The organism is Rugamonas sp. FW305-51, from assembly GCF_058786935.1.
The window spans coordinates 84,300-103,434 of record NZ_JBYSZG010000008.1; the positions used below are offsets into that span (position 1 = coordinate 84,300).

General features: G+C 66.3%; 19 protein-coding genes. 10 read left to right on the forward strand and 9 right to left on the reverse strand.

Translation table 11 applies throughout. The features are described from left to right. Positions 1–59 precede the first annotated feature (59 nt). Entirely contained in the window at positions 60–962 is a 903-nt protein-coding gene (locus AC3WOS_RS08265) for a LysR family transcriptional regulator (RefSeq protein ID WP_492715419.1), read from the reverse strand. Between the two features lie 130 nt (positions 963–1,092). Here AC3WOS_RS08265 and AC3WOS_RS08270 point away from each other — a divergent pair, with 130 nt between their 5' ends. After that, complete coding sequence (locus AC3WOS_RS08270) at positions 1,093–2,064, forward strand: zinc-binding dehydrogenase (RefSeq protein ID WP_492715420.1); 972 nt, start codon at positions 1,093–1,095, stop codon at positions 2,062–2,064. On the opposite strand, the gene AC3WOS_RS08275 is transcribed toward AC3WOS_RS08270, so the two are convergent. Beyond that, on the reverse strand, positions 2,065–2,523 hold the full coding sequence (locus AC3WOS_RS08275; protein WP_492715421.1) for a DsrE family protein: 459 nt from the start codon (positions 2,521–2,523) through the stop codon (positions 2,065–2,067). 88 nt (positions 2,524–2,611) lie between these two features. Then, complete coding sequence (locus AC3WOS_RS08280; protein ID WP_492715423.1) at positions 2,612–3,520, reverse strand: LysR family transcriptional regulator; 909 nt, start codon at positions 3,518–3,520, stop codon at positions 2,612–2,614. A 132-nt stretch (positions 3,521–3,652) separates the two neighbouring features. Between AC3WOS_RS08280 and gcl the strand changes: the two genes are divergently transcribed. The 7 genes from gcl to AC3WOS_RS08315 all read left to right on the forward strand — a co-directional run bounded on the left by gcl (position 3,653) and on the right by AC3WOS_RS08315 (position 12,826). Next, positions 3,653–5,428 (forward strand): glyoxylate carboligase, encoded by a 1,776-nt coding sequence (gene gcl, locus AC3WOS_RS08285; RefSeq protein WP_492715424.1) that lies wholly within the window; start codon positions 3,653–3,655, stop codon positions 5,426–5,428. Positions 5,429–5,459: 31 nt separating this feature from the next. Continuing rightward, positions 5,460–6,239: a hydroxypyruvate isomerase gene (hyi, locus tag AC3WOS_RS08290; protein ID WP_492715425.1), complete on the forward strand. Its 780-nt coding sequence runs from the start codon at positions 5,460–5,462 to the stop codon at positions 6,237–6,239. Between the two features lie 39 nt (positions 6,240–6,278). Then, the gene (locus AC3WOS_RS08295) at positions 6,279–7,166 is read left to right on the forward strand and encodes a 2-hydroxy-3-oxopropionate reductase (RefSeq protein ID WP_492715426.1); all 888 of its coding nucleotides are present in this window, start codon (positions 6,279–6,281) and stop codon (positions 7,164–7,166) included. 85 nt (positions 7,167–7,251) lie between these two features. Next, the gene (locus AC3WOS_RS08300; protein ID WP_492715427.1) at positions 7,252–8,520 is read left to right on the forward strand and encodes a glycerate kinase type-2 family protein; all 1,269 of its coding nucleotides are present in this window, start codon (positions 7,252–7,254) and stop codon (positions 8,518–8,520) included. A gap of 38 nt (positions 8,521–8,558) precedes the next feature. Next, complete coding sequence (gene pyk / locus AC3WOS_RS08305; protein ID WP_492715428.1) at positions 8,559–10,004, forward strand: pyruvate kinase; 1,446 nt, start codon at positions 8,559–8,561, stop codon at positions 10,002–10,004. Positions 10,005–10,159: 155 nt separating this feature from the next. Then, positions 10,160–11,023, forward strand: a complete 864-nt coding sequence (locus tag AC3WOS_RS08310; RefSeq protein ID WP_492715429.1) for an urea transporter — start codon at positions 10,160–10,162, stop codon at positions 11,021–11,023. A 132-nt stretch (positions 11,024–11,155) separates the two neighbouring features. Then, the gene (locus AC3WOS_RS08315) at positions 11,156–12,826 is read left to right on the forward strand and encodes an AMP-binding protein (RefSeq protein ID WP_492715430.1); all 1,671 of its coding nucleotides are present in this window, start codon (positions 11,156–11,158) and stop codon (positions 12,824–12,826) included. 24 nt (positions 12,827–12,850) lie between these two features. Here the strand turns inward: AC3WOS_RS08315 and AC3WOS_RS08320 are convergent, their stop codons facing one another. Together AC3WOS_RS08320 and AC3WOS_RS08325 are read right to left on the reverse strand one after the other, a co-directional pair. Next, on the reverse strand, positions 12,851–13,201 hold the full coding sequence (locus AC3WOS_RS08320; protein ID WP_492715431.1) for a DUF3147 family protein: 351 nt from the start codon (positions 13,199–13,201) through the stop codon (positions 12,851–12,853). Beyond that, the gene (locus AC3WOS_RS08325; protein WP_492715432.1) at positions 13,198–13,875 is read right to left on the reverse strand and encodes a MarR family winged helix-turn-helix transcriptional regulator; all 678 of its coding nucleotides are present in this window, start codon (positions 13,873–13,875) and stop codon (positions 13,198–13,200) included. Before AC3WOS_RS08325 ends, AC3WOS_RS08320 begins: the two co-directional genes overlap by 4 nt. A gap of 74 nt (positions 13,876–13,949) precedes the next feature. Here AC3WOS_RS08325 and AC3WOS_RS08330 point away from each other — a divergent pair, with 74 nt between their 5' ends. Both AC3WOS_RS08330 and AC3WOS_RS08335 read left to right on the forward strand, forming a co-directional pair. Next, entirely contained in the window at positions 13,950–14,849 is a 900-nt protein-coding gene (locus tag AC3WOS_RS08330) for an EamA family transporter (RefSeq protein ID WP_492715433.1), read from the forward strand. A 34-nt stretch (positions 14,850–14,883) separates the two neighbouring features. Further along, entirely contained in the window at positions 14,884–15,510 is a 627-nt protein-coding gene (locus AC3WOS_RS08335; RefSeq protein ID WP_492715434.1) for a nitroreductase family protein, read from the forward strand. Positions 15,511–15,531: 21 nt separating this feature from the next. Here AC3WOS_RS08335 and AC3WOS_RS08340 read toward each other — a convergent pair whose 3' ends face one another. The 4 genes from AC3WOS_RS08340 to xdhC all read right to left on the reverse strand — a co-directional run bounded on the left by AC3WOS_RS08340 (position 15,532) and on the right by xdhC (position 19,131). Further along, on the reverse strand, positions 15,532–15,801 hold the full coding sequence (locus AC3WOS_RS08340) for a 4-oxalocrotonate tautomerase (RefSeq protein WP_492715435.1): 270 nt from the start codon (positions 15,799–15,801) through the stop codon (positions 15,532–15,534). Further along, positions 15,747–16,526 carry a class II aldolase/adducin family protein gene (locus tag AC3WOS_RS08345; protein ID WP_492715436.1) on the reverse strand — a complete coding sequence of 260 codons (780 nt, stop codon included), beginning with the start codon at positions 16,524–16,526 and terminating at the stop codon, positions 15,747–15,749. Before AC3WOS_RS08345 ends, AC3WOS_RS08340 begins: the two co-directional genes overlap by 55 nt. Positions 16,527–16,528: 2 nt before the next feature. Further along, positions 16,529–17,848, reverse strand: coding sequence for a guanine deaminase (gene guaD, locus AC3WOS_RS08350; protein WP_492715437.1), 1,320 nt, complete (start codon positions 17,846–17,848; stop codon positions 16,529–16,531). Positions 17,849–18,039: 191 nt separating this feature from the next. Then, positions 18,040–19,131 carry a xanthine dehydrogenase accessory protein XdhC gene (gene xdhC, locus AC3WOS_RS08355; protein ID WP_492715438.1) on the reverse strand — a complete coding sequence of 364 codons (1,092 nt, stop codon included), beginning with the start codon at positions 19,129–19,131 and terminating at the stop codon, positions 18,040–18,042. Positions 19,132–19,135 lie beyond the last annotated feature (4 nt).

Below are 19,135 nucleotides of genomic sequence, written 5' to 3' on the forward strand. Positions count from 1 at the left end.
CCGGTATTGTGACAGCTCGCGCGGACGGAAGCTACCAGGCTTTGCGTGGGCCGGAGCTGTTACTTCGGCTGCCCGGCCGGCGCCTGGCCGGCCAGGTGGCGCCACAGGGCCTGCGCCACGGGACCGTGCGCGACATCGCGCCGGCGCATGGCGTAGTGTTCCAGCGACGTGGCAGGGAGCAGCGCGCTTTCGAGCGATTGCAGGCGGCCCGCCGCGAGATCGTCGCTGACCAGATGCAGCGGCATGTGGCCCCAAGCCATGCCTTGCACGATCAGCTCCCGTTTCATCGCCTGATCCGGCACGCTGCAGGTGCGGGCGCCGTCGAGCAGGTGATAGTTGGCCTCCTGCGGCCGGCTGCTGGAATCGCGGATTACGCATTGCATGTATCCGCGCAGCCTTTCAGGGCCTGCGGGTTCGCCGTCAGCCGCGCCGATAAAGCCGGGCGCCGCCACCGGCACCAGCCTGACCGCGCCGAGCGGCAGTGTTTCGTAGCGCGGCGACGGCTGGTCCCGGTGGTGCAGTATCAGGTCGCATTCGCCGCGCGCCAGCCGCTCCCAGGGCCCGCTGATGGCGTCCGCCTGCAGGGTCAGCCGGGTTCCCGGACGGGCGGAAAAGAACGGCACCAGCAGCGCCATGGTGGCCGGCAGCGGGCAAAGGTCGCCCACGACGATGCGCAGTTCCGGCTCCTCGCCGTTGGCCAGCTGGATCGCCCCGCGCTGCAATTCGCCGTACTCGCGCAGGAACAGCTGGGCGCGGGGCAGGAAGGCGGCGCCTTCCGGCGTGAGCGCCACGCGGTAGCCGCCGCGATCGAGCAGGGCCAGTCCCAGTTGCTGTTCCAGCGCCTTGACGGCCGCATGGATGGTGGGGTGGGTGCGGTGCAGGCGTTGTGCGGCGGCGGCAAAACTGCCTGCCTCGACCAGCGCGACAAAGCATTGCAATTGCAGGATGGTGGGATCGGGCATGGGGCAGTGCGTGGCGCTTGGGTTATGAAAGTAGGCTTAGTCTACATTGTGTGTTGAAATTTCGTGATTTTTATTTCAACTTCGGCCCATTAAGCTGACGTCTTCTTCATCAGTTCAAGGAGCGAAAACAATGAAAGCCATGGTGCGCAGGGAGTACGGAGGTCCGGAGGTGCTGCAAATGCGTGAGGTGGAAGTGCCAGTCCCCGGCGCCGGCGAGGTGCTGATCGAGATCCGCGCCTTCGGCCTGAATCGTGCCGAACTCTATATGCGGCGCGGTGAATGGGGCGATGCTGCCCCCATCAGCGGGATCGAGTGCGTCGGCGTGGTGGCGGCCGATCCCGGTGGCCGGTTGGCGCGGGGGCAGACCGTCATGGCCTGCATGGGCGGCATGGGACGCACGGTAAACGGCAGCTACGCGCAATTCGTCGCGGTGCGGCGCGAGAATGTCGTCTCTGTCGACAGTAAGCTGGACTGGGCCACTCTGGCGGCCCTGCCGGAGTCGTACGCCGTGGCCTGGACCTGCCTGCACGGCAACCTGGCGCTGCGGCCGGGCCAGCGGCTGCTGGTGCGGGGCGGCACGGCCAGCCTGGGCATGGCTGCCATCGACCTGGCCTTGCAGCTGGGCGCGGAAGTGTACGCAACGACCCGTCAGCCGGCGCGCAAGGCGCAGCTGCTGGAGGCGGGCGTGGCGCAGGCCATCGTAGCCGACGGTGCGCTGGCCGACTCGGCGTGGGATGGCGCGCCCTTCGATGCCGTGCTCGATATCGTGGGTAACAGCACGGTGCTCGATTCGATGCGGGCCACGCGGCCCGGCGGCCGGGTGTGCCTGGCCGGCTTCCTGGGCGGGATGGCGCCGCTCGAAGCGTTCCAGCCCCTCAGCCAGATGCCGAGCGGCGTGCAGTTGAGCTTTTTCGGCAGTTTCGAGTTCGGCGGCGCCGCCTTTCCCTTGAGCGCGGTGCCTTTCCGGACCATGGTGCGCATGGTGGAAGCGGGCCGCTTGCGTCCTCGCGTGGGGCAGGTATTCCCGCTGGAGCGGCTGCCGGAGGCGCACGCGCTCATGGAACGCGACGCGGCCTGCGGCAAACTGGTCGTGGTGGTGTGATCAGGAGCGGATGTAGGCGTAGCCTTCGGCCTGGCGGCGGACGATTTCCCCCACGCCGGCCGGCACGTAGCCGATCCGGGGCAGCATGTCGTCCGGTGTCAGGTGGGCGCCGCGCATGGTGTTCTGGCATACCAGCACCGCCACCTTGGCGTCGATCGCTTCCTGCACCCGGTTGCCCACCTCCGATTCGACCTTGACCATGCCGATGCCCGGGCCGAAGATCACGATTTCGACCGTGACGTTGGCCGCGCCCAGGTCCTGCTGCAGGTTCTTGATGTTGTTCAGCGTCTGGTTCCATTTTTTCGGATCGTCGTCGCTGACCTGGAACAGCGCCTTGTAAGCCGTGGGCTTGGCAGCGGCCGGTGCGGCAGTGGCGCCCGTGGCGGCGAGGGCGCCCGCCGCAGCGGCGGCCAGCGAGCCGGCGAGCATGGTGCGGCGCGAGCCGGTTATCTTTTTCATACCTATTTCTCCATGTGTGGCGAGTGGCCGCCGAGTGCGGAACCCATGCGTGAGACTACTGCGCTTTGCACGCCGCCGCAAGCTTCCGTCAGTTGCCCAGCCAGTAGTCGGGCCGCGCGTAGATCTCCTTCAGCATGTCGATGAAGAAGCGCACCTTGGCCGGCAGGTGCCGCTGCTGCGGGTAGACGGCCATGATGTCGTACTGGGGCAGGGCGTAGTCGTCCAGCACCGTAATCAGTTCGCCGGACGCCAGCTGCGCCTGGATTTCCCACGACGAGCGCCAGGCCAGGCCCAGTCCCTCGGTGGCCCAGCGGTGCAGCAGCTCGCCGTCGTTGCAGTTCAGGTTACCGTCCGCGCGTACCGTGACCTGCTTGCCCTGGTCCTGGAAGTACCAGCCGCGCTGCTGGCCGCCCTGCAGGTTGAAGGCCAGGCAGTTGTGCTGGGCCAGGTCTTCCAGCGTGCGGGGTATGCCGTTGCGCTCGAAGTATTCCGGCGTGCCGCACACCACGCGCCGGTTGCTGGCCAGCTTGACGGCCACGAAACTGGGGTCGATCACGCCGCCGATGCGGATGCCGACGTCGTAGCCGTCCCGTACCAGGTCCACCACGCGGTCCGTCAGGTTGAACGAAATCTGCACGTCCGGATGGGCGCGCACGAATCCCGCCGCGTGCGGCGCCACGTGCTTGCGGCCGAAGGCGGCCGGCGCCGACACGGTCAGGTGGCCGGTGGCGCGGTGGCGGCCTTCGGACACCATGCGGTCCGCGTGCCCCAGGTCGGCCAGCAGCTTGCGGCAGTGGTCGAGATACAGCGTGCCCTGTTCCGTCAGCGTCAGGTGGCGCGTGGTGCGGTGCATCAGCTTGACGCCCAGGCGCTTTTCCAGCGCGTCGATGCGGCGTCCCAGCATCACGGGCGTGATGTGCTGGCCCAGTGCGGCGCGCACCAGGCTGCCCTTTTCGGCCACCTCGACGAAGGCCTCGATTTGGGTGAGTTTGTCCATAGCCACATTATTCCACAGTTATTCGATATTTCCAGTATCGAATAAAGCGAGGTTTTGTCTTCTTATCAGCGCCGCTTTTTGCCGGTAGCATCCATTCATCAGTCAATCCTTACACATACAAGGGAGCACAGCATGGCACGCATGACGGCAGCGCAGGCAGCAGCAATCGTTTTGGAAAAAGAAGGCGTCAACCAGGTATTCGGTGTACCGGGTGCCGCGATCAACCCATTTTACGCGGCATTGAAAAAGCAGGGCAGCGCCAAGCACATCCTGGCGCGCCACGTGGAAGGCGCCTCGCACATGGCCGAGGGCTACACCCGCGCCAAGGCCGGCAACATCGGCGTGTGCATCGGTACGTCCGGCCCCGCCGGCACCGACATGATTACGGGCCTGTATTCGGCCCAGGCAGATTCCATACCTATCCTCTGCATTACCGGCCAGGCCCCACGTGCCCGCCTGTACAAGGAGGATTTCCAGGCCGTCGATATCGAATCGATCGCCAAGCCGGTGACCAAATGGGCCGTGACCGTGCGTGAGCCGGCACTGGTGCCGATGGTGTTCCAGCAAGCCTTCCACATCATGCGCTCCGGCCGTCCAGGCCCCGTGCTGGTCGACCTGCCGTTCGACGTGCAGATGGCCGAAATCGAATTCGATCCGGACACCTACCAGCCGCTGGAAGCCTACAAGCCCAAGGCCACCCGCGCCCAGATCGAAAAAGCGCTGACCATGCTGAATGACGCGGAATGCCCGCTGATCACGGCCGGCGGTGGCGTCATCAACGCCAACGCTTCCGACCTGCTGGTACAGTTCGCCGAGCTGACGGGCATCCCCGTGATCCCGACCCTGATGGCATGGGGCTCCATCCCCGACGACCACAAGCTGATGGTGGGCATGGTCGGCCTGCAGACCAGCCACCGCTACGGCAATGCGACCTTGCTGGCGTCCGACTTCGTGTTCGGTATCGGTAACCGCTGGGCCAACCGCCACACCGGCTCGATCGAGGTGTACACCAAGGACCGCAAGTTCGTCCACATCGATATCGAGCCGACCCAGATCGGCCGCGTATTCGGCCCGGACTTCGGCATCGTGTCCGACGCCGGCGCCGCGCTAAAGCTGATGATCGAAGTGGCCACCGAGTGGAAGGCCGCCGGCAAGCTGAAAGACCGTTCCGCCTGGGTGGCCCAGTGCCAGGATCGCAAGCGCACCATGCAGCGCAAGACCCACTTCGAGCAGGTGCCGGTCAAGCCACAGCGCGTGTACGAAGAGATGAACAAGGCCTTCGGCCGCGAAACATGCTACGTCAGCACCATCGGCCTGTCGCAGATCGCCGCCGCCCAGTTCCTGCACGTGTACAACGCCCGTCACTGGATCAACTGCGGCCAGGCCGGTCCGCTGGGCTGGACCATTTCGGCAGCGCTGGGCGTGGCCGCGGCCGACCCGCAGCGCAAGGTGGTGGCCATTTCGGGCGACTACGACTTCCAGTTCATGATCGAGGAACTGGCCGTGGGCGCGCAGTTCAAGCTGCCTTACCTGCACGTGGTGGTGAATAACTCCTACCTGGGCCTGATCCGCCAGTCGCAGCGCGGCTTCGACATGGACTACTGCGTGCAGCTGGCGTTCGAGAACATCAACGCGCCGGAACTGAACGGCTACGGCGTCGATCACGTGGCCGTGGTCGAGGGTCTGGGCTGCAAGGCCATCCGCGTCACCAATGCCGACGACCTGCCGGCCGCATTCACCCAGGCGAAGGCCTGGATGGAAGAGTTCAAGGTGCCGGTGGTGGTGGAGGTGATCCTGGAGCGCGTGACGAACATCTCGATGGGCGTGGACATCAACAACATCAACGAGTTCGAAGAGCTGGCGCTGAAAGGCGCGGATGCGCCGACCGCCATCTCGCTGCTCGACTGATCCATCCACACCCGATACGAAAGGAAGCGAAATGACCAAACTGGCCGCCAATCTGACCATGCTGTTTAACGAAGTACCGTTCCTGGACCGTTTTGAGGCGGCCGCCAGGGCCGGCTTCCAGGGGGTGGAGTTCCTGTTCCCGTACGCCTTCGAAGCGAAGGACCTGGCCCAGCGCCTGGCCGCGAACAAGCTGGAACTGGTGCTGCACAACCTCCCGGCCGGCAACTGGGAAGCGGGCGAGCGCGGCATCGCCTGCCATCCGGAGCGGGTGGAGGAATTCCGGGCCGGCGTGCAGACCGCCATCAGCTACGCCAAGCAGCTGGGCGTGAAGCAGCTGAACTGCCTGGTCGGCATCGTGCCGCCCGGCGTGAGCCAGGAAACGGCCCACCGTACCGTGGTGGCCAACCTGACCTTCGCCGCCGCCGCGATGAAGGAAGAGGGCATCCGCCTGCTGATCGAGCCGATCAACACCTTCGACATTCCGGGCTTCTTCCTGTCGCGCACCAGCCAGGCGGCCCGCATCATCGAGGAAACGGGTTCGGACAACCTGTTCATCCAGTACGACATCTATCACATGCAGCGCATGGAGGGTGAGCTGGCCAACACCATCAAGGCCAACCTGCCGCTGATCCGCCACGTGCAGCTGGCCGACAACCCCGGCCGCAACGAACCGGGTACGGGCGAGATCAACTACCGCTTCCTGTTCGACCAGCTGACCGCGTTCGGCTACGACGGCTGGATAGGCTGCGAATACAAGCCACGCACCACCACGGTGGAAGGACTGGGCTGGCGCGCCGCCCATGGGCTGTAACGGAACGAACCACACAACACACTAGCAAAGGAAAACATCATGTCTCGAGTTGGATTTATCGGTCTGGGTATCATGGGCGCACCAATGGCGCAACACCTGCTGAACGGCGGCCACAAGCTGTTCCTGCACGATATCAAGAACCCGCCGTTCGCCCTGATCGAAGGCGGCGCCACGGTCTGCACCTCGGCCGCCGAAGTGGCCATGCGGTCGGACATCATCATCGTCATGGTGCCCGACACCCCACACGTGGAAGCGGCGCTGTTCGGTGAAAACGGCGTGGCATCGGGCCTGCGTCCACGCACCATCGTGGTCGACATGAGCTCGATCTCGCCCATCGAAACCAAGAAATTCGCCAAGAAGATCAATGCGCTGGACTGCGAGTACCTCGATGCGCCTGTCTCGGGCGGCGAAGTGGGCGCCAAGGCGGCCTCGCTGACCATCATGGTGGGTGGCTCGGAAGCAGCGTTCGAGATCGTCAAGCCCCTGTTTGAACTGATGGGCAAGAACATCACCCTGGTGGGCGGCAACGGCGACGGCCAGACCACCAAGGTGGCCAACCAGATCATCGTGGCGCTCAACATCCAGGCGGTGGCCGAGGCGCTGCTGTTCGCCTCCAAGGCTGGCGCCGATCCGGCCAAGGTACGCCAGGCACTGATGGGCGGCTTTGCCAACTCGCGCATCCTGGAAGTGCACGGCGAGCGCATGGTCAAGCGCACCTTCAACCCCGGCTTCCGCATCGAACTGCACCAGAAGGACCTGAACCTGGCCCTGCAGGGCGCGAAGACGATGGGCGTGTCGCTGCCCAATACGGCCATGGCCCAGGAGCTGATGAACGCCTGCGCCGCCAATGGCCTGGGCGGCATGGACCACTCGGCACTGTGCCGCGCCATCGAGATCATGTCCAACCACCAGATCGCCGAAGCCTGATCGCTCTGGTCCTGTTCCCTTGCATGCGGCGGCCTGCGACTCCCTGTGCCTGACGGCCGCCGCATTTTTTTTAGAAAGTACCCGGATGAGTACCTTTAATCCACGTCAATTCCTTCTGGACCTGTACGGCAGCGCGGTGGACGCCGTGAGCGCGGCCAAGTGCCTGCCGGCCTTCCTGCCCGAACCGCCCGCCAACGGCCGCACGCTGGTGATCGGCGCCGGCAAGGGCGCGGCCGCCATGGCGCGCGCCGTCGAGCAGCACTGGAAGGGCGATATTTCCGGCCTGGTCGTCACGCGCTACGAGCATGGCGTCGACTGCCAGCGTATTGAAGTGATCGAAGCGGCCCATCCGGTTCCCGACGAAGCGGGCCGCCGTGCGGCCGGCCGCATGATGGAGATGGTGCAGGGCCTGAGCGAGAACGACCTGGTGCTGTGCCTGATCTCCGGCGGCGGTTCGTCGCTGCTGGCGCTGCCGGCGCCTGGCATCACGCTGGAACAGAAGCAGGCCGTCAACCGCGCACTGCTCAAGAGCGGCGCCACCATCTCCGAGATGAACTGCGTGCGCAAGCACCTGTCGGCCATCAAGGGCGGCCGGCTGGCGCTGGCCTGCGCGCCCGCGCGTGTGGTCACGCTGCTCATTTCCGACGTGCCCGGCGACGACCCTGGCGTGATCGCCAGCGGTCCCACCTTGCCCGACCCGACCACGTGCGCCGACGCGCTGGCCGTGCTGCGCAAGTACGGCATCGAGATTCCCGGCAGCGTGCGCGAACACCTGGAGACGGGCGTCGGCGAGACGCCCAAGCCGGACGATCCCCGCTTCGCCCGCAACGAACACCACGTGATCGCCATCGCCCAGGACGCGCTGGAAGCGGCGGCCGGGCATGCCCGTGCGGCCGGCATCACGCCCTATATCCTGTCCGACGGCATCGAAGGCGAATCGCGCGACGTGGCCATCGTCCACGCCGCAATGGCCAAACAGGTGGCCACGCGCGGCCAGCCGTTCCAGCGTCCCTGCGTCATCATCTCCGGCGGCGAGACCACGGTGACGGTGCGCGGTTCCGGGCGCGGCGGACGCAACGCCGAGTTCCTGCTCAGCCTCGCGGTGGCGCTCGATGGCCACCCGGACATCCACGCCGTGGCCTGCGACACGGACGGCATCGACGGCTCGGAAGACAACGCCGGCGCGCTGTACGCACCGGATTCGCTGGCCCGTGCGGCGGAGAAGAACCTGCGCGCCCGCACCCTGCTGGAAAACAACGACGGCTACGGCTTCTTCAGCGCGCTGGACGACCTGGTGGTGAGCGGCCCGACCCGCACCAACGTCAACGACTTCCGCGCCGTGCTGGTGCTGTAAGCCGGCCACGCCATACCAAAACAAATAACGGAGACAACATGCGACGACAACGCCAGGCCAAGATCGTGGCCACGCTGGGCCCAGCCACCAGTACCAAAGAGGCGATCCAGGCCCTGTTCGAAGCGGGAGCGGACGTATTCCGCTTCAACTTCAGCCACGGCAGCCACCAGGACCACCAGGCCCGCTGCAACATCGTGCGCGAAATCGAGCGCAACCTGGGGCGGCCCATCGCCATCCTGGCCGACCTGCAGGGCCCCAAGCTGCGCGTGGGCCAGTTCGCCGACGGCAAGGTGACGCTGGCCGAAGGGGCCGAGTTCACGCTGGACCGCGATCCCACGCCCGGCAACAGCCAGCGCGTCTGCCTGCCGCACCCGGAGCTGTTCGAAGTGATCGACGCCGGCCAGTCGCTGCTGCTGGACGACGGCAAGCTGCGCCTGGCGGTGCTGGGCCGCGGCGCCGACAAGCGCTCCATCCGCACCCGCGTGGTGACGGGCGGCGTGCTGTCGGACCGCAAGGGCGTCAACGTGCCTGACGTGGTGCTGCCGATTCCCGCCCTGACGGAAAAGGACCTGCGCGACCTGGACTTCGCGCTGGAAATGGGCGCGGACTGGGTGGCGCTGTCGTTCGTGCAGCGGCCGGAAGACCTGCACCAGGCCCGCGCCATCATCGGCAACCGCGCCGCCTTGCTGGCCAAGCTGGAAAAACCGGCCGCGCTCGACGGACTGGATGCCATCGTGGCCGCTTCGGACGCCATCATGGTGGCCCGCGGCGACCTGGGCGTGGAACTGCCGCCCGAGCGCGTGCCGGGCGTGCAGAAGCGCATTCTGCGCGCCTGCCGCCAGCACGGCAAGCCGATCGTGATCGCCACCCAGATGCTGGAGTCCATGATTTCGTCGCCCGTGCCGACCCGCGCCGAAGCGTCCGACGTGGCCAGCGCCATCTACGACGGGGCCGACGCCGTGATGCTGTCGGCCGAATCGGCCAGCGGCGCCTATCCTACGGCCGCCGTCAACATCATGAACCGCATCATCTGCGAAGTGGAGAAGGATCCGCTGTACCGCCAGATGATCGAGGCACAGAACCAGACGGCGCTGCCCAACAGCGGCGACGCGATCTGTTCGGCCCTGCGCGACGTGACCGGCATCCTGGGGGCTGTCGCCACGGTGACTTACACCAGCTCCGGCCACACCAGCATGCGTGCGGCGCGCGAACGGCCGATGGCGCCCATCCTGAGCATTACGCCCAACTTGTCCACGGCGCGCCGACTGGCGCTGGTGTGGGGTGTGCATTCGACCGTCAGCCCTGACGTGCGCAATGTGGACCGCATGGTGGCGGCGGCCTGCCAGGCTGCGCTGACGGAAGGTTTCGGCAAGCCGGGCGACCAGATCGCCATCACGGCCGGCGTGCCGTTCGGCCAGCCGGGCAGCACCAACCTGCTGCGCATCGCGCAGATCTGGCCGACCGAGGACGCGGCCGCCGCCTGACGTCTAATCCAGTACTAGCGCTTCATTCGCCGCCGTTCCCGCGCACCTGGGAACGGCGGATTTCGGCAGCCCCTCGGGCAACGCCAGCCTTCCAGCTTTCGATATTCTTCATGCAGTTCCAATCCCGCCCCTCCGTTCCCGCATGGCGACCCGCCGTGCCATCGCTGCTGCAAGCCCCGCTGGCCGGGATCGGCCAAATCTACTTCCAGTCATCGCCCCTGTTCGGCGCCTTGTTGCTCGGATGTCTTTATCTCACCGCGCCGGCCATGGCGGCCGGGTGCCTGCTTGGCGTATGCGTCGCCAACGGCACGGCCTGGGCGCTGGACTTTCCCGATGACGCCCGTCATGCCGGCTTGTACGGTTTTAACGGGGCGTTGAGCGGGGTGGGCCTGTGCGCCGCCTACAGTTTCAATGTCGCCCTGCTGTGCTGGATCACGCTGGCCGGGATGGCCACGGCCATGCTGGCGCGCGCGATGTCGGGCCGAGGCCTGCCGCCGCTGACCTCCCTGTTCGTGCTCGTCATGTGGCTGGCCCGGGCGGTGGGGCCGATGACGGGGCTGGCCCCGAACGTGGCGCAGGGCATGGCGTTGCAGCCGGCCGGCGCCGCGGCGGGCTGCAGCATGGCGCCGCTGGCTTATGTGTTCTGTGCCGTCGGCCAGGCCAGCTTTGTGGCCGCCGTCCCGTTGGGGATGCTGTTGTGGACCGCACTGGCGCGCGGGCGCTGGCATCTGGGCGTGTGGACGCTGGGCGGCGCTGCGCTGGCCTGGGGTGCGCTGGCGCTCGCACCGCTGGTGGCGCCGGCATGGCCGATGGCCGCGCTGGCGACGGGCATCGGCGTCAACTGCGCCTTGACCTTGCTGGGATTGACCGTCCATGGGCGCGACTGGCGCTGGCGTTGCGCCGGCGGCCTGGCCAGCGTCGCCCTGTGCGTGGCATGCGGCGCGCTGGGACTGGCCTTTTATACGCTGCCGTTCGTGCTGTCCGTCTGGCTGGTGCTGGCCGCCAGCCGGGCAAAATGATATTGCTTGGTGCATAAGGTCTGCCGCTTGATACGGTGCTGTTGCTTTGGCAATTTTTTCGTGGCAGCATGACTACACAGCGCCGCGATTGAGCGGCGGTCACACCGGCCGAGGCCCGAGGAGCGAAAACCCATGAACGCAACGCGCACCAAGACGCTGCTGGACTACGTGTATGCCCACGAGCAGGCCATGCCGGACAAGGTCTATCTGACGCAGCCCGTCGGCGGCGGCCAGGTGATCGACTACACCTGGGCCCAGTGCATGGACCAGGCGCGGCGCATGGCCGCCCACCTGCAATCGCTTGGCCTGCCGGCCGGCAGCCACATCGCCATCCTGTCGAAGAACTGCGCCCACTGCTTCATGGCCGAACTGGCGATCTGGATGGCCGGCTGCGCCACGGTGGAGATCTTTCCCACGGAAGGGCCGGAGACGATACGGTTCGTGCTGGAGCACAGCGAAAGCAAGCTGCTCTTCGTCGGCAAACTCGATGGCTGGGAGCACCAGGCCGCGGGCGTGCCGGCGGCCATGCCGCGCATCGCCTTCCCGCTCGCGCCGGACAATGCGGGTTCCAGCTGGGATGCGCTGGTGGCAGCCCAGTCGCCCATGCCGGGCCAGCCGGCGCGCGGCGGCGACGAGCTGGCGATGCTGATCTATACCTCCGGCTCCACCGGCCAGCCCAAGGGCGTGATGCACTGCTTCGCCAACGTCACGCGGGCGGCCGAGATCATGACCGAGGCCATTGCCTGCGGCCCCGGCGACCGCTACCTGTCCTATCTGCCGCTGGCACACGTGGTCGAGCGCTCGTACATCGAATGCTGCAGCATGGTGGCCGGTTGCCATGTGTACTTCGCCGAGAGCCTGAGCACCTTTGTCGAAGACATCAAGCGCGCCCGGCCAACGCTGTTCCTGTCGGTGCCGCGGCTGTGGCTCAAGTTCCAGCTCGGCGTGTTCGAAAAAATTCCAGCCAGGGTGCTGGACTTCCTGCTTGGCGTGCCGCTGGTGGGCAAACTGGTCGGGCACAAGGTGCTGGCCGGACTGGGGCTGGGCCACGTGCGCCTGGCCGGCAGCGGCTCGGCGCCCACGCCGGCCGAACTGATCGCGTGGTATCGCCGCCTGGGCCTGAACCTGATGGAGGGCTACGGCATGAGCGAAGACTTCGCGCTGTCACATATCTCCACGGCGGAGCACCATGCGGCGGGTTATGTGGGCATTCCGTTTCCCGGCGTGGAAGTGCGCATCAGCGACGACCATGAAGTGTTGATCAAGTCGCCGGGGCGCATGGTGGGCTATTACAAGCGGCCCGACCTGGACGCCGAAAGCTTCACCGCCGACGGCTTTTTCCGCACCGGCGACCAGGGCGAACGGCGCGACGACGGCCTGCTCAAGCTGACCGGGCGGCTCAAGGAAGTGTTCAAGACGGCCAAGGGCAAGTACGTGGCCCCAGCGCCGATCGAGAACCTGATCAACGCCCATCCGATGGTGGAGCAATCGATGGTGACCGGCGTGGGCCAGCCCGCAGCCTACGCACTGGTGGTGCTGACGGAGCATCTGCGCGGCCAGCTGGGCGACCCGGCGGAGCGGATGCGGGTGGAACAGGACCTGCAACTGATGCTGAAGGACGTCAACGCCCAGCTGCCGAGCTATGAGCGCTTGCAGATGCTGGTGGTGGCGCCCGATCCGTGGTCCATCGAGAACGGCTGCCTGACGCCCACCATGAAGATCAAGCGCCGCCAGATCGAAGCGCAGGCGTCGGAGCGCATGGCAAGCTGGTACGGCGAGCAAAGGGCGGTCGTGTGGGGCTGATGCCGCCCTCGTGCAGTGCTGCCGTTACAGCAGATCGACGCCGAAACGGCGCATCACGACGGCAAACAGGGCGAAGCAGGCGACCGTAAACAGGGCACATGCGATCAGCGAGGGCCAGAAGCCGATCCGCGACAGCAGGGCAGGGAAGACCAGGAACATCGGCAAGGTCGGCACCACGTACCAGAATGTGTACCAGGCGTGGTTGGCGATTTTTTGTTCCGGCTGGTGCTCGACGTGCAACCAGATCAGCGCCAGGAAGGTCACCAGCGGCAAGGCGGCCACCAGACCGCCTAGCTTGTCGCTGCGCTTGGCGAATTCAGAAACGGCTACTACTACGGCCGATGTCAGCAGATACTTGAAGATCAGCCAGGTCATTGCTCCTCCTTGGGGGTGTGTCGTTTGTTGTCCAGCGCATCCGCATCCGCGTCATCAGTACCTGCGCCTGCGCCTGCGCCCGGCCTCGCGGGCGGACCTTCCAGTACGGCCAGTAGCCGCTTCAGTTGTACATCCAGCGCCTTCAGGTCCGCGGTGCCGATAGGCGACAGGATCTGACGCTCGTTTTCCACGTGAGCCGTCACGGCGCGGTCTATCAGTTCCAGTCCGGCCGGCGACAGACGCACCAGCAGGCTGCGGGCGTCTTCCTTGTTGGGCACGCGCTCGATCAGGGAGCGGCTTTCCAGGCCCTTGAGCCGGTGCGTCATGGTGCCCGAAGTGATCATGAGGGCAGAAAAAAGCGTTGTCGGCGCCAGGCAGTAGGGGGCGCCCGAACGGCGCAGCGTGGCCAGCACGTCGAACTCCCACCCATTTAATCTGAACTGTTCGAACGTGGCGTCGAGCCGGGGACGCAGCAGCATGGAGCAGCGCTTGATGCGGCCTATCGTTCCCATTGCGCCTAAATCGGGCGCCAGATCCGGACGCTCCCGGCGCCATTGGCCGAGGATGACATCGACGGTATCGGCAGTATCGACGGCATCGCCGACATCGGCGACATCGGCGACATCGGCGACATCGGCGACATCGGCGACATTGCGCTTGCGGTCAGTTCTCATTTTTTTGGTCCAATTTATCTTCAATTCAAGATTATATGCTAGACTGATTTATCTTGAATTGAAGGTAAATCAAAATGCGACCAAAAAACCACACCCGCTTGCTTGATACGGCGCTGACTGCGCTGGCGCCCCTGTTCTGGGGCACGACCTACATCGTCACGACGCAATTTCTCCCGCCCGCCATGCCGTTCACGGCAGCCACCGTACGCACCCTGCCGGCCGGCATTTTGCTGGCGCTGCTGTTGCGCCAGTGGCCGCAACGGGCGTTCTGGGGGCAGCTGCTTGTGCTGTCTGCCCTGAATATCGGCATTTTCCAGGCCTTGCTGTTCGTGGCCGCATATCGCCTGCCCGGCGGGCTGGCGGCGGTCATGGGGGCGGTGCAGCCTTTGCTTGTGATGGGTTTCGCGTGGGTGGCCGACCGCAGTGCGCCGGCCCGGATGGCGGTGGTGGCGTCGCTGGTGGCGGTGGCGGGCATGGCCTTGCTGCTGCTGGCGCCTGGCGCGGCGTGGGATCCGATCGGGATCGCCGCCGCGCTGGCCGGCACCACTTGCATGGCCGCCGGCAGCTTCCTGGCGCGGCGCTGGAAACCGGAAGTGCCAGTGCTCGCATTCACGGGTTGGCAACTGCTGATCGGAGGGCTGATGCTGGCGCCGTTGTCGTGGTTTGCCGAGCCGCCGTTGCCGCACCTGGGCACGTCAGCCTTGCTGGCCTATGCCTATCTGGGCGTGGTCGGCACGCTGCTCACCTACGCGCTGTGGTTCCGCGGCATTGCCAGGCTGTCGCCCGTGGCCGTGTCGTCGCTTGGGTTACTCAGCCCCCTCACTGCCGTGGTGCTGGGCTGGATCGTTCTCGGCCAGACCATGCGCGGCAGTGCCATGCTGGGCTTCCTGGCTGTGTTGGGCAGTGTGCTTGCCGTGCAGTGGAGCATGCGGCCTGCCGTACCGGCACAGTTATCCGTCACTGTACGCGCCTGAATTGTCTTTGTTCTTTAACTGTAGAGGAATTGTCATGCCACACGCCACACACACCATCCGTCAACTGATCGAGAACCGTATCTCGGCCAATCATTTCGATGCCAGCCGCACGCTGGAGACGCCGCAGATCGAAGAGCTGGTCCGCCTCGCCACGCGCGCGCCGTCGGCCTACAATTTCCAGAACTGGAAGTTCGTCGCCGTGCGGACCGGGGCAGCCAAGGCGCGCCTGCAGGCGCTGGCGTTCGGCCAGCGCAAGGTGTCCGATGCGGCCGTCACCTTCATCATTTGCGGCACGCTGGCGGCGCATGAAGGTTTGCCGGCGGCGCTCCAGCCGTCGGTGGAGGCGGGCATCATGGGCCAGGCGTTCGCGGACGGCTGGGTGAGTATGGCGCGCGCAACCCATCCGGAACAGCCCCAGTTGCAGCGCGATGAGGCGTTGCGCTCCGCTTCGCTGGCGGCCATGACGCTGATGCTGGCGGCCGAAGGCATGGGCCTGGCCACCAGCGCGCTCAGTGGCTTCGACGCCGCCGGCGTGGCGCGGGAGTTCGGGCTGACGGAGCGTGAAGTGCCCGTCATGCTCGTCACGGCAGGCTATGCGGCGCCCGGCAACTGGCCGCAAAAGCCGCGCAAGCCGCTGGCCGATGTACTGGAATTTGCCTGAGTCGAAAGCTGCCCGGGCGGCTCAGGGCCGGTCGGACCACAGGCGGCCGGCGGTCGCCCAGTCTTCTTTCTTCAACTCGTGGATGATGATATCGACCGATTCGGGCGTGGCGCCCAGCGTTGCGACGGTCGCTTCGGTGACGGCCTTGACGAAGGCGCGCTTCTGTTCCAGCGTGCGGCCTTCGAAGACCTGGACGTTAATGGTGGGCATAATCTCTCCTCGTTCTTTTAAATGACTCAGTTTCGGTAGGCGGGGCTGAGCTGGTCCAGCTTGCGCAGCAGGGCAGGCCATTCCAGCGCGCCTTCCAGTGCGCCGCCGCCCTCCAGGTCGCGCTGGGCCTGGACGCAGACGTCATGCGGCGGCATGCGCAGCTGCGCGCCGCCCGCCTGCGCCTTGAGCTGGAAGCCGCAGGCCTTGTCCAGCGTCTCCATCCGCGCGAACGCTTCGGCCACGGTGCGCCCGCAGACGAGCGAGCCGTGATTGCGCAGCAGCAGGGCGGGAAAGTCCCCCAGCTGTTTGACCAGCCGCGCCGCCTCCGGCGCCGTCAGCACCAGTCCCTCGTAGTCGTGGTAGCCGATCTGCTGGTAGAAGCGCAAGGCGTGCGACGATAACGGCAGCAAGCCTTGTCCTTGCGCGCCGACGGCGATGGCGTTGCCGTTATGCAGATGCATGACGCAGCCCAGTTCCGGCCGCGCGCCATGTACTGCGGCGTGCAGCGCAAAGCCGGCGCGGTTGATGGAATGCCCGGAGCGGCAAACGATATTGCCCGCATGGTCGACCTTGACCAGGTTGGACGCGCGCACCTCATCGAAGCGTAGCCCGAACGGATTGATCAGGTAATGCCCTGGCTGATCCGGCACGGCGGCCGTGATGTGGGTGTAGATCACATCGTCCCAGCCATACAGTGCGCACAGCCGGTAGCAGGCGGCCAGGTCGACACGCGTCTGCCATTCGGCTGCGCTGGTCACGCCGGGCGGCGCCAGGGCGGCCCGGCCTTCGTTGGAAAGGCGGTCCATGTTCAATCCTGGCGCAGGTGTACGGCCTTGCCGGCGGCATAGGTGGCGGCCACGGTGCGGTCGTCGCCCAGCATGGCGATGGCGAATAGCAGCTCCTCCAGGCTGTCGGTGCGCTCGGTGCGGCGCGCCAGTAGTGGCGTCGCCTTCGGGTCGAGCACGACAAAGTCCGCTTCCGTGCCCGGCGCGAAATTGCCGATCGTGCCTTCCAGCTGCATGCTGCGCGCGCCGCCCAGCGTGGCCAGGTAGAACATGCGCATGGCTTGCAGGTAGGTGCCGCCCATGCGGGCCACCTTGTAGGCCTCGTTCATCGTCTGCAGCATGGAGAACGAGGTGCCGCCGCCCACGTCGGTGGCCAGCGACAGCGGCACCTGCTGCGCATTGGCGCGTTCGAAGTCGAACAGGCCGCTGCCCAGGAACAGGTTGGAGGTGGGGCAGATCGAGATGGCCGACTTGGTTTCGGCCATGCGGGCGCGGTCGGCGTCGTCCAGCCAGATGCAGTGCGCGTACATCGAGCGCGGACGCAGCATGCCGTAGCGGTCATACACGTCCATGTAGCTGCGCGCGTTGGGGAACAGCGACTTGACCCAGGCCACTTCGTCCTTGTTCTCGGCCACGTGGGTTTGCAGGAAGGTGTCCGGGTAGGCCTTGGCCAGCGCGCCGGCCAGTTCCAGCTGGGCTTCCGTCGAGGTGGGGGCGAAACGCGGCGTGATGGCGTACAGCTGGCGGCCCCGCTTGTGCCAGCGCTTGATCAGTTCTTCGCTTTCGCGCACGCCCGATTCGGCCGTATCGCGCAGGAAGTCGGGGCAATTGCGGTCCATCAGCACCTTGCCGGCCACCATGCGCAGGTTGCGCTTCTCGCTTTCGCCGAAGAAGGCGTCCACCGACTGCGGGTGCACGGTGCAGTAGACCATGGCCGTGGTGGTGCCGCAGCGGGTCAGTTCGTCGAGGAAGAAGCTGGCGACCTGGGTGGCGTGCTCCGGATCGGCGAACTTGCGCTCGGTGGGGAAGGTGTACTTTTCCAGCCATGGCAGCAGGCCCGGTGCGGGCGAGGCGATCATGTCCGTCTGCGGATAATGCACGTGGGTGTCGATGAAGCCGGGCGTAATGAGCTTGCCGCGATAGTCGTGCACGGGCGTGCCTTCGGGCAGGAAGTGCACCAGCCGGGCGTAGTCGCCGGCCAGGTGGACCTTGCCGTCGTTGACCACCAGCAGGCCGTCCTCGTGCCAGCTGTAGGCGTTGCTGTGGTAGGCCGGGTCGTCGTTAAAGTGCAGCAGGCTGGCGCGGTATGCCTGGAAAGTGCCGGACGTGAGTGTACTTGCCATGATGATTCCTTGATTCCGATGATGCGAGACGCAGGTGGTCGCTGACTGCCGGCACGCAGGTGCGCGGGCAGTCCCTTCTTGATGGTGTTGAAGCTAGCGCGCTGGCTAGTGGGATGTACAGCGATGCAGCGCTCCCGCCCCGGCGCTGCCGGAGAGTGAGAGCGCCTGTGTTGCGGGCGATGTAGAGGAAATCAGGCGGTGCATGTGTGGTCCTGGGCTGGCGTATCGGCCAATGCCGTTATCGTTTCTGCCGGCGAGGCAAGGGCGGCGGCTTCCCATACTTGCATCAGCTGCGCCGCCACCGATACGGCGATGACGGCGGGCGCCTTGTCGCGGATGCCGGGCAGGCCGATCGGGCAAGTCATGTCTGCCATGCGCTCGGCCGGTATGCCCCGTTCGCGCAGGCGTCGTTCGAATTGTACACGTTTGGTGGCCGATCCGATCAGGCCGAACCAGGTAAAGTCGGTGCGGCGCAGTATGTGCTCGGACAATTGCTGGTCCAGCGCATGGCTGTGCGTGAGCACCAGGAAGGAGGCGCCGGCCGGCGCTTCCTCGATCACCGCTTCCGGCGTATCGGTCGCTTCGATGCGCACGTTGGCCGGCAGGGCGGACGGGAACATGTCCTCCCGCTCATCTATCCACACCACCTGGCAAGGCAGCTCCGCCAGCGCGCGCACGATGGCCGCGCCCACGTGGCCGGCGCCGAACAGGTACAGGCGGGGACGGTAGGGCAGGCAGGAATCGACCAGCCACTGGCGTCCCTCGTCATCGGGCCGCAGTTTGCAGTCGATGCCGGGGCCTGGCAGGGGCAGCAGCGCGGGGCCGGCGCCGGACAGGCGCAGGCCGGCCGCGTCGTAGATGCTGGCCGCTTCCGTGGAACCCAGCGGGATCAGGCGCCAGCTGTCCTGGCCTTCACCCTTGCGCCGCACCAGCGTGGCGAAATGGGCGTCGGCCTCGGGCATGATGCGCTCGAACGCCAGCTGCACGACCCCGCCGCAGCACTGGCCCAGGCTGGGGCCGAGCGGGAAGCGTTCCAGCCGCCGCTCCGCCGGCAGCGTGCCGGCCGGCATGGCCAGCATTTCGCGGGCGATGTCGGTGGCGCGCATTTCCAGGTGGCCGCCGCCTATGGTGTCGTAGGCGCCATCGCGGGTGATGAGCATCTTGGCGCCCGGTTCGCGCGGCGCCGAACCGGCCACCTGCGCCACCGTCACCAGGATGCGCGGCTCGGCCAGTGCGGCGGCCGCCACCAGTGCGTTGGTCGGAGAGGACGTTCCGTTTGCCATGTCG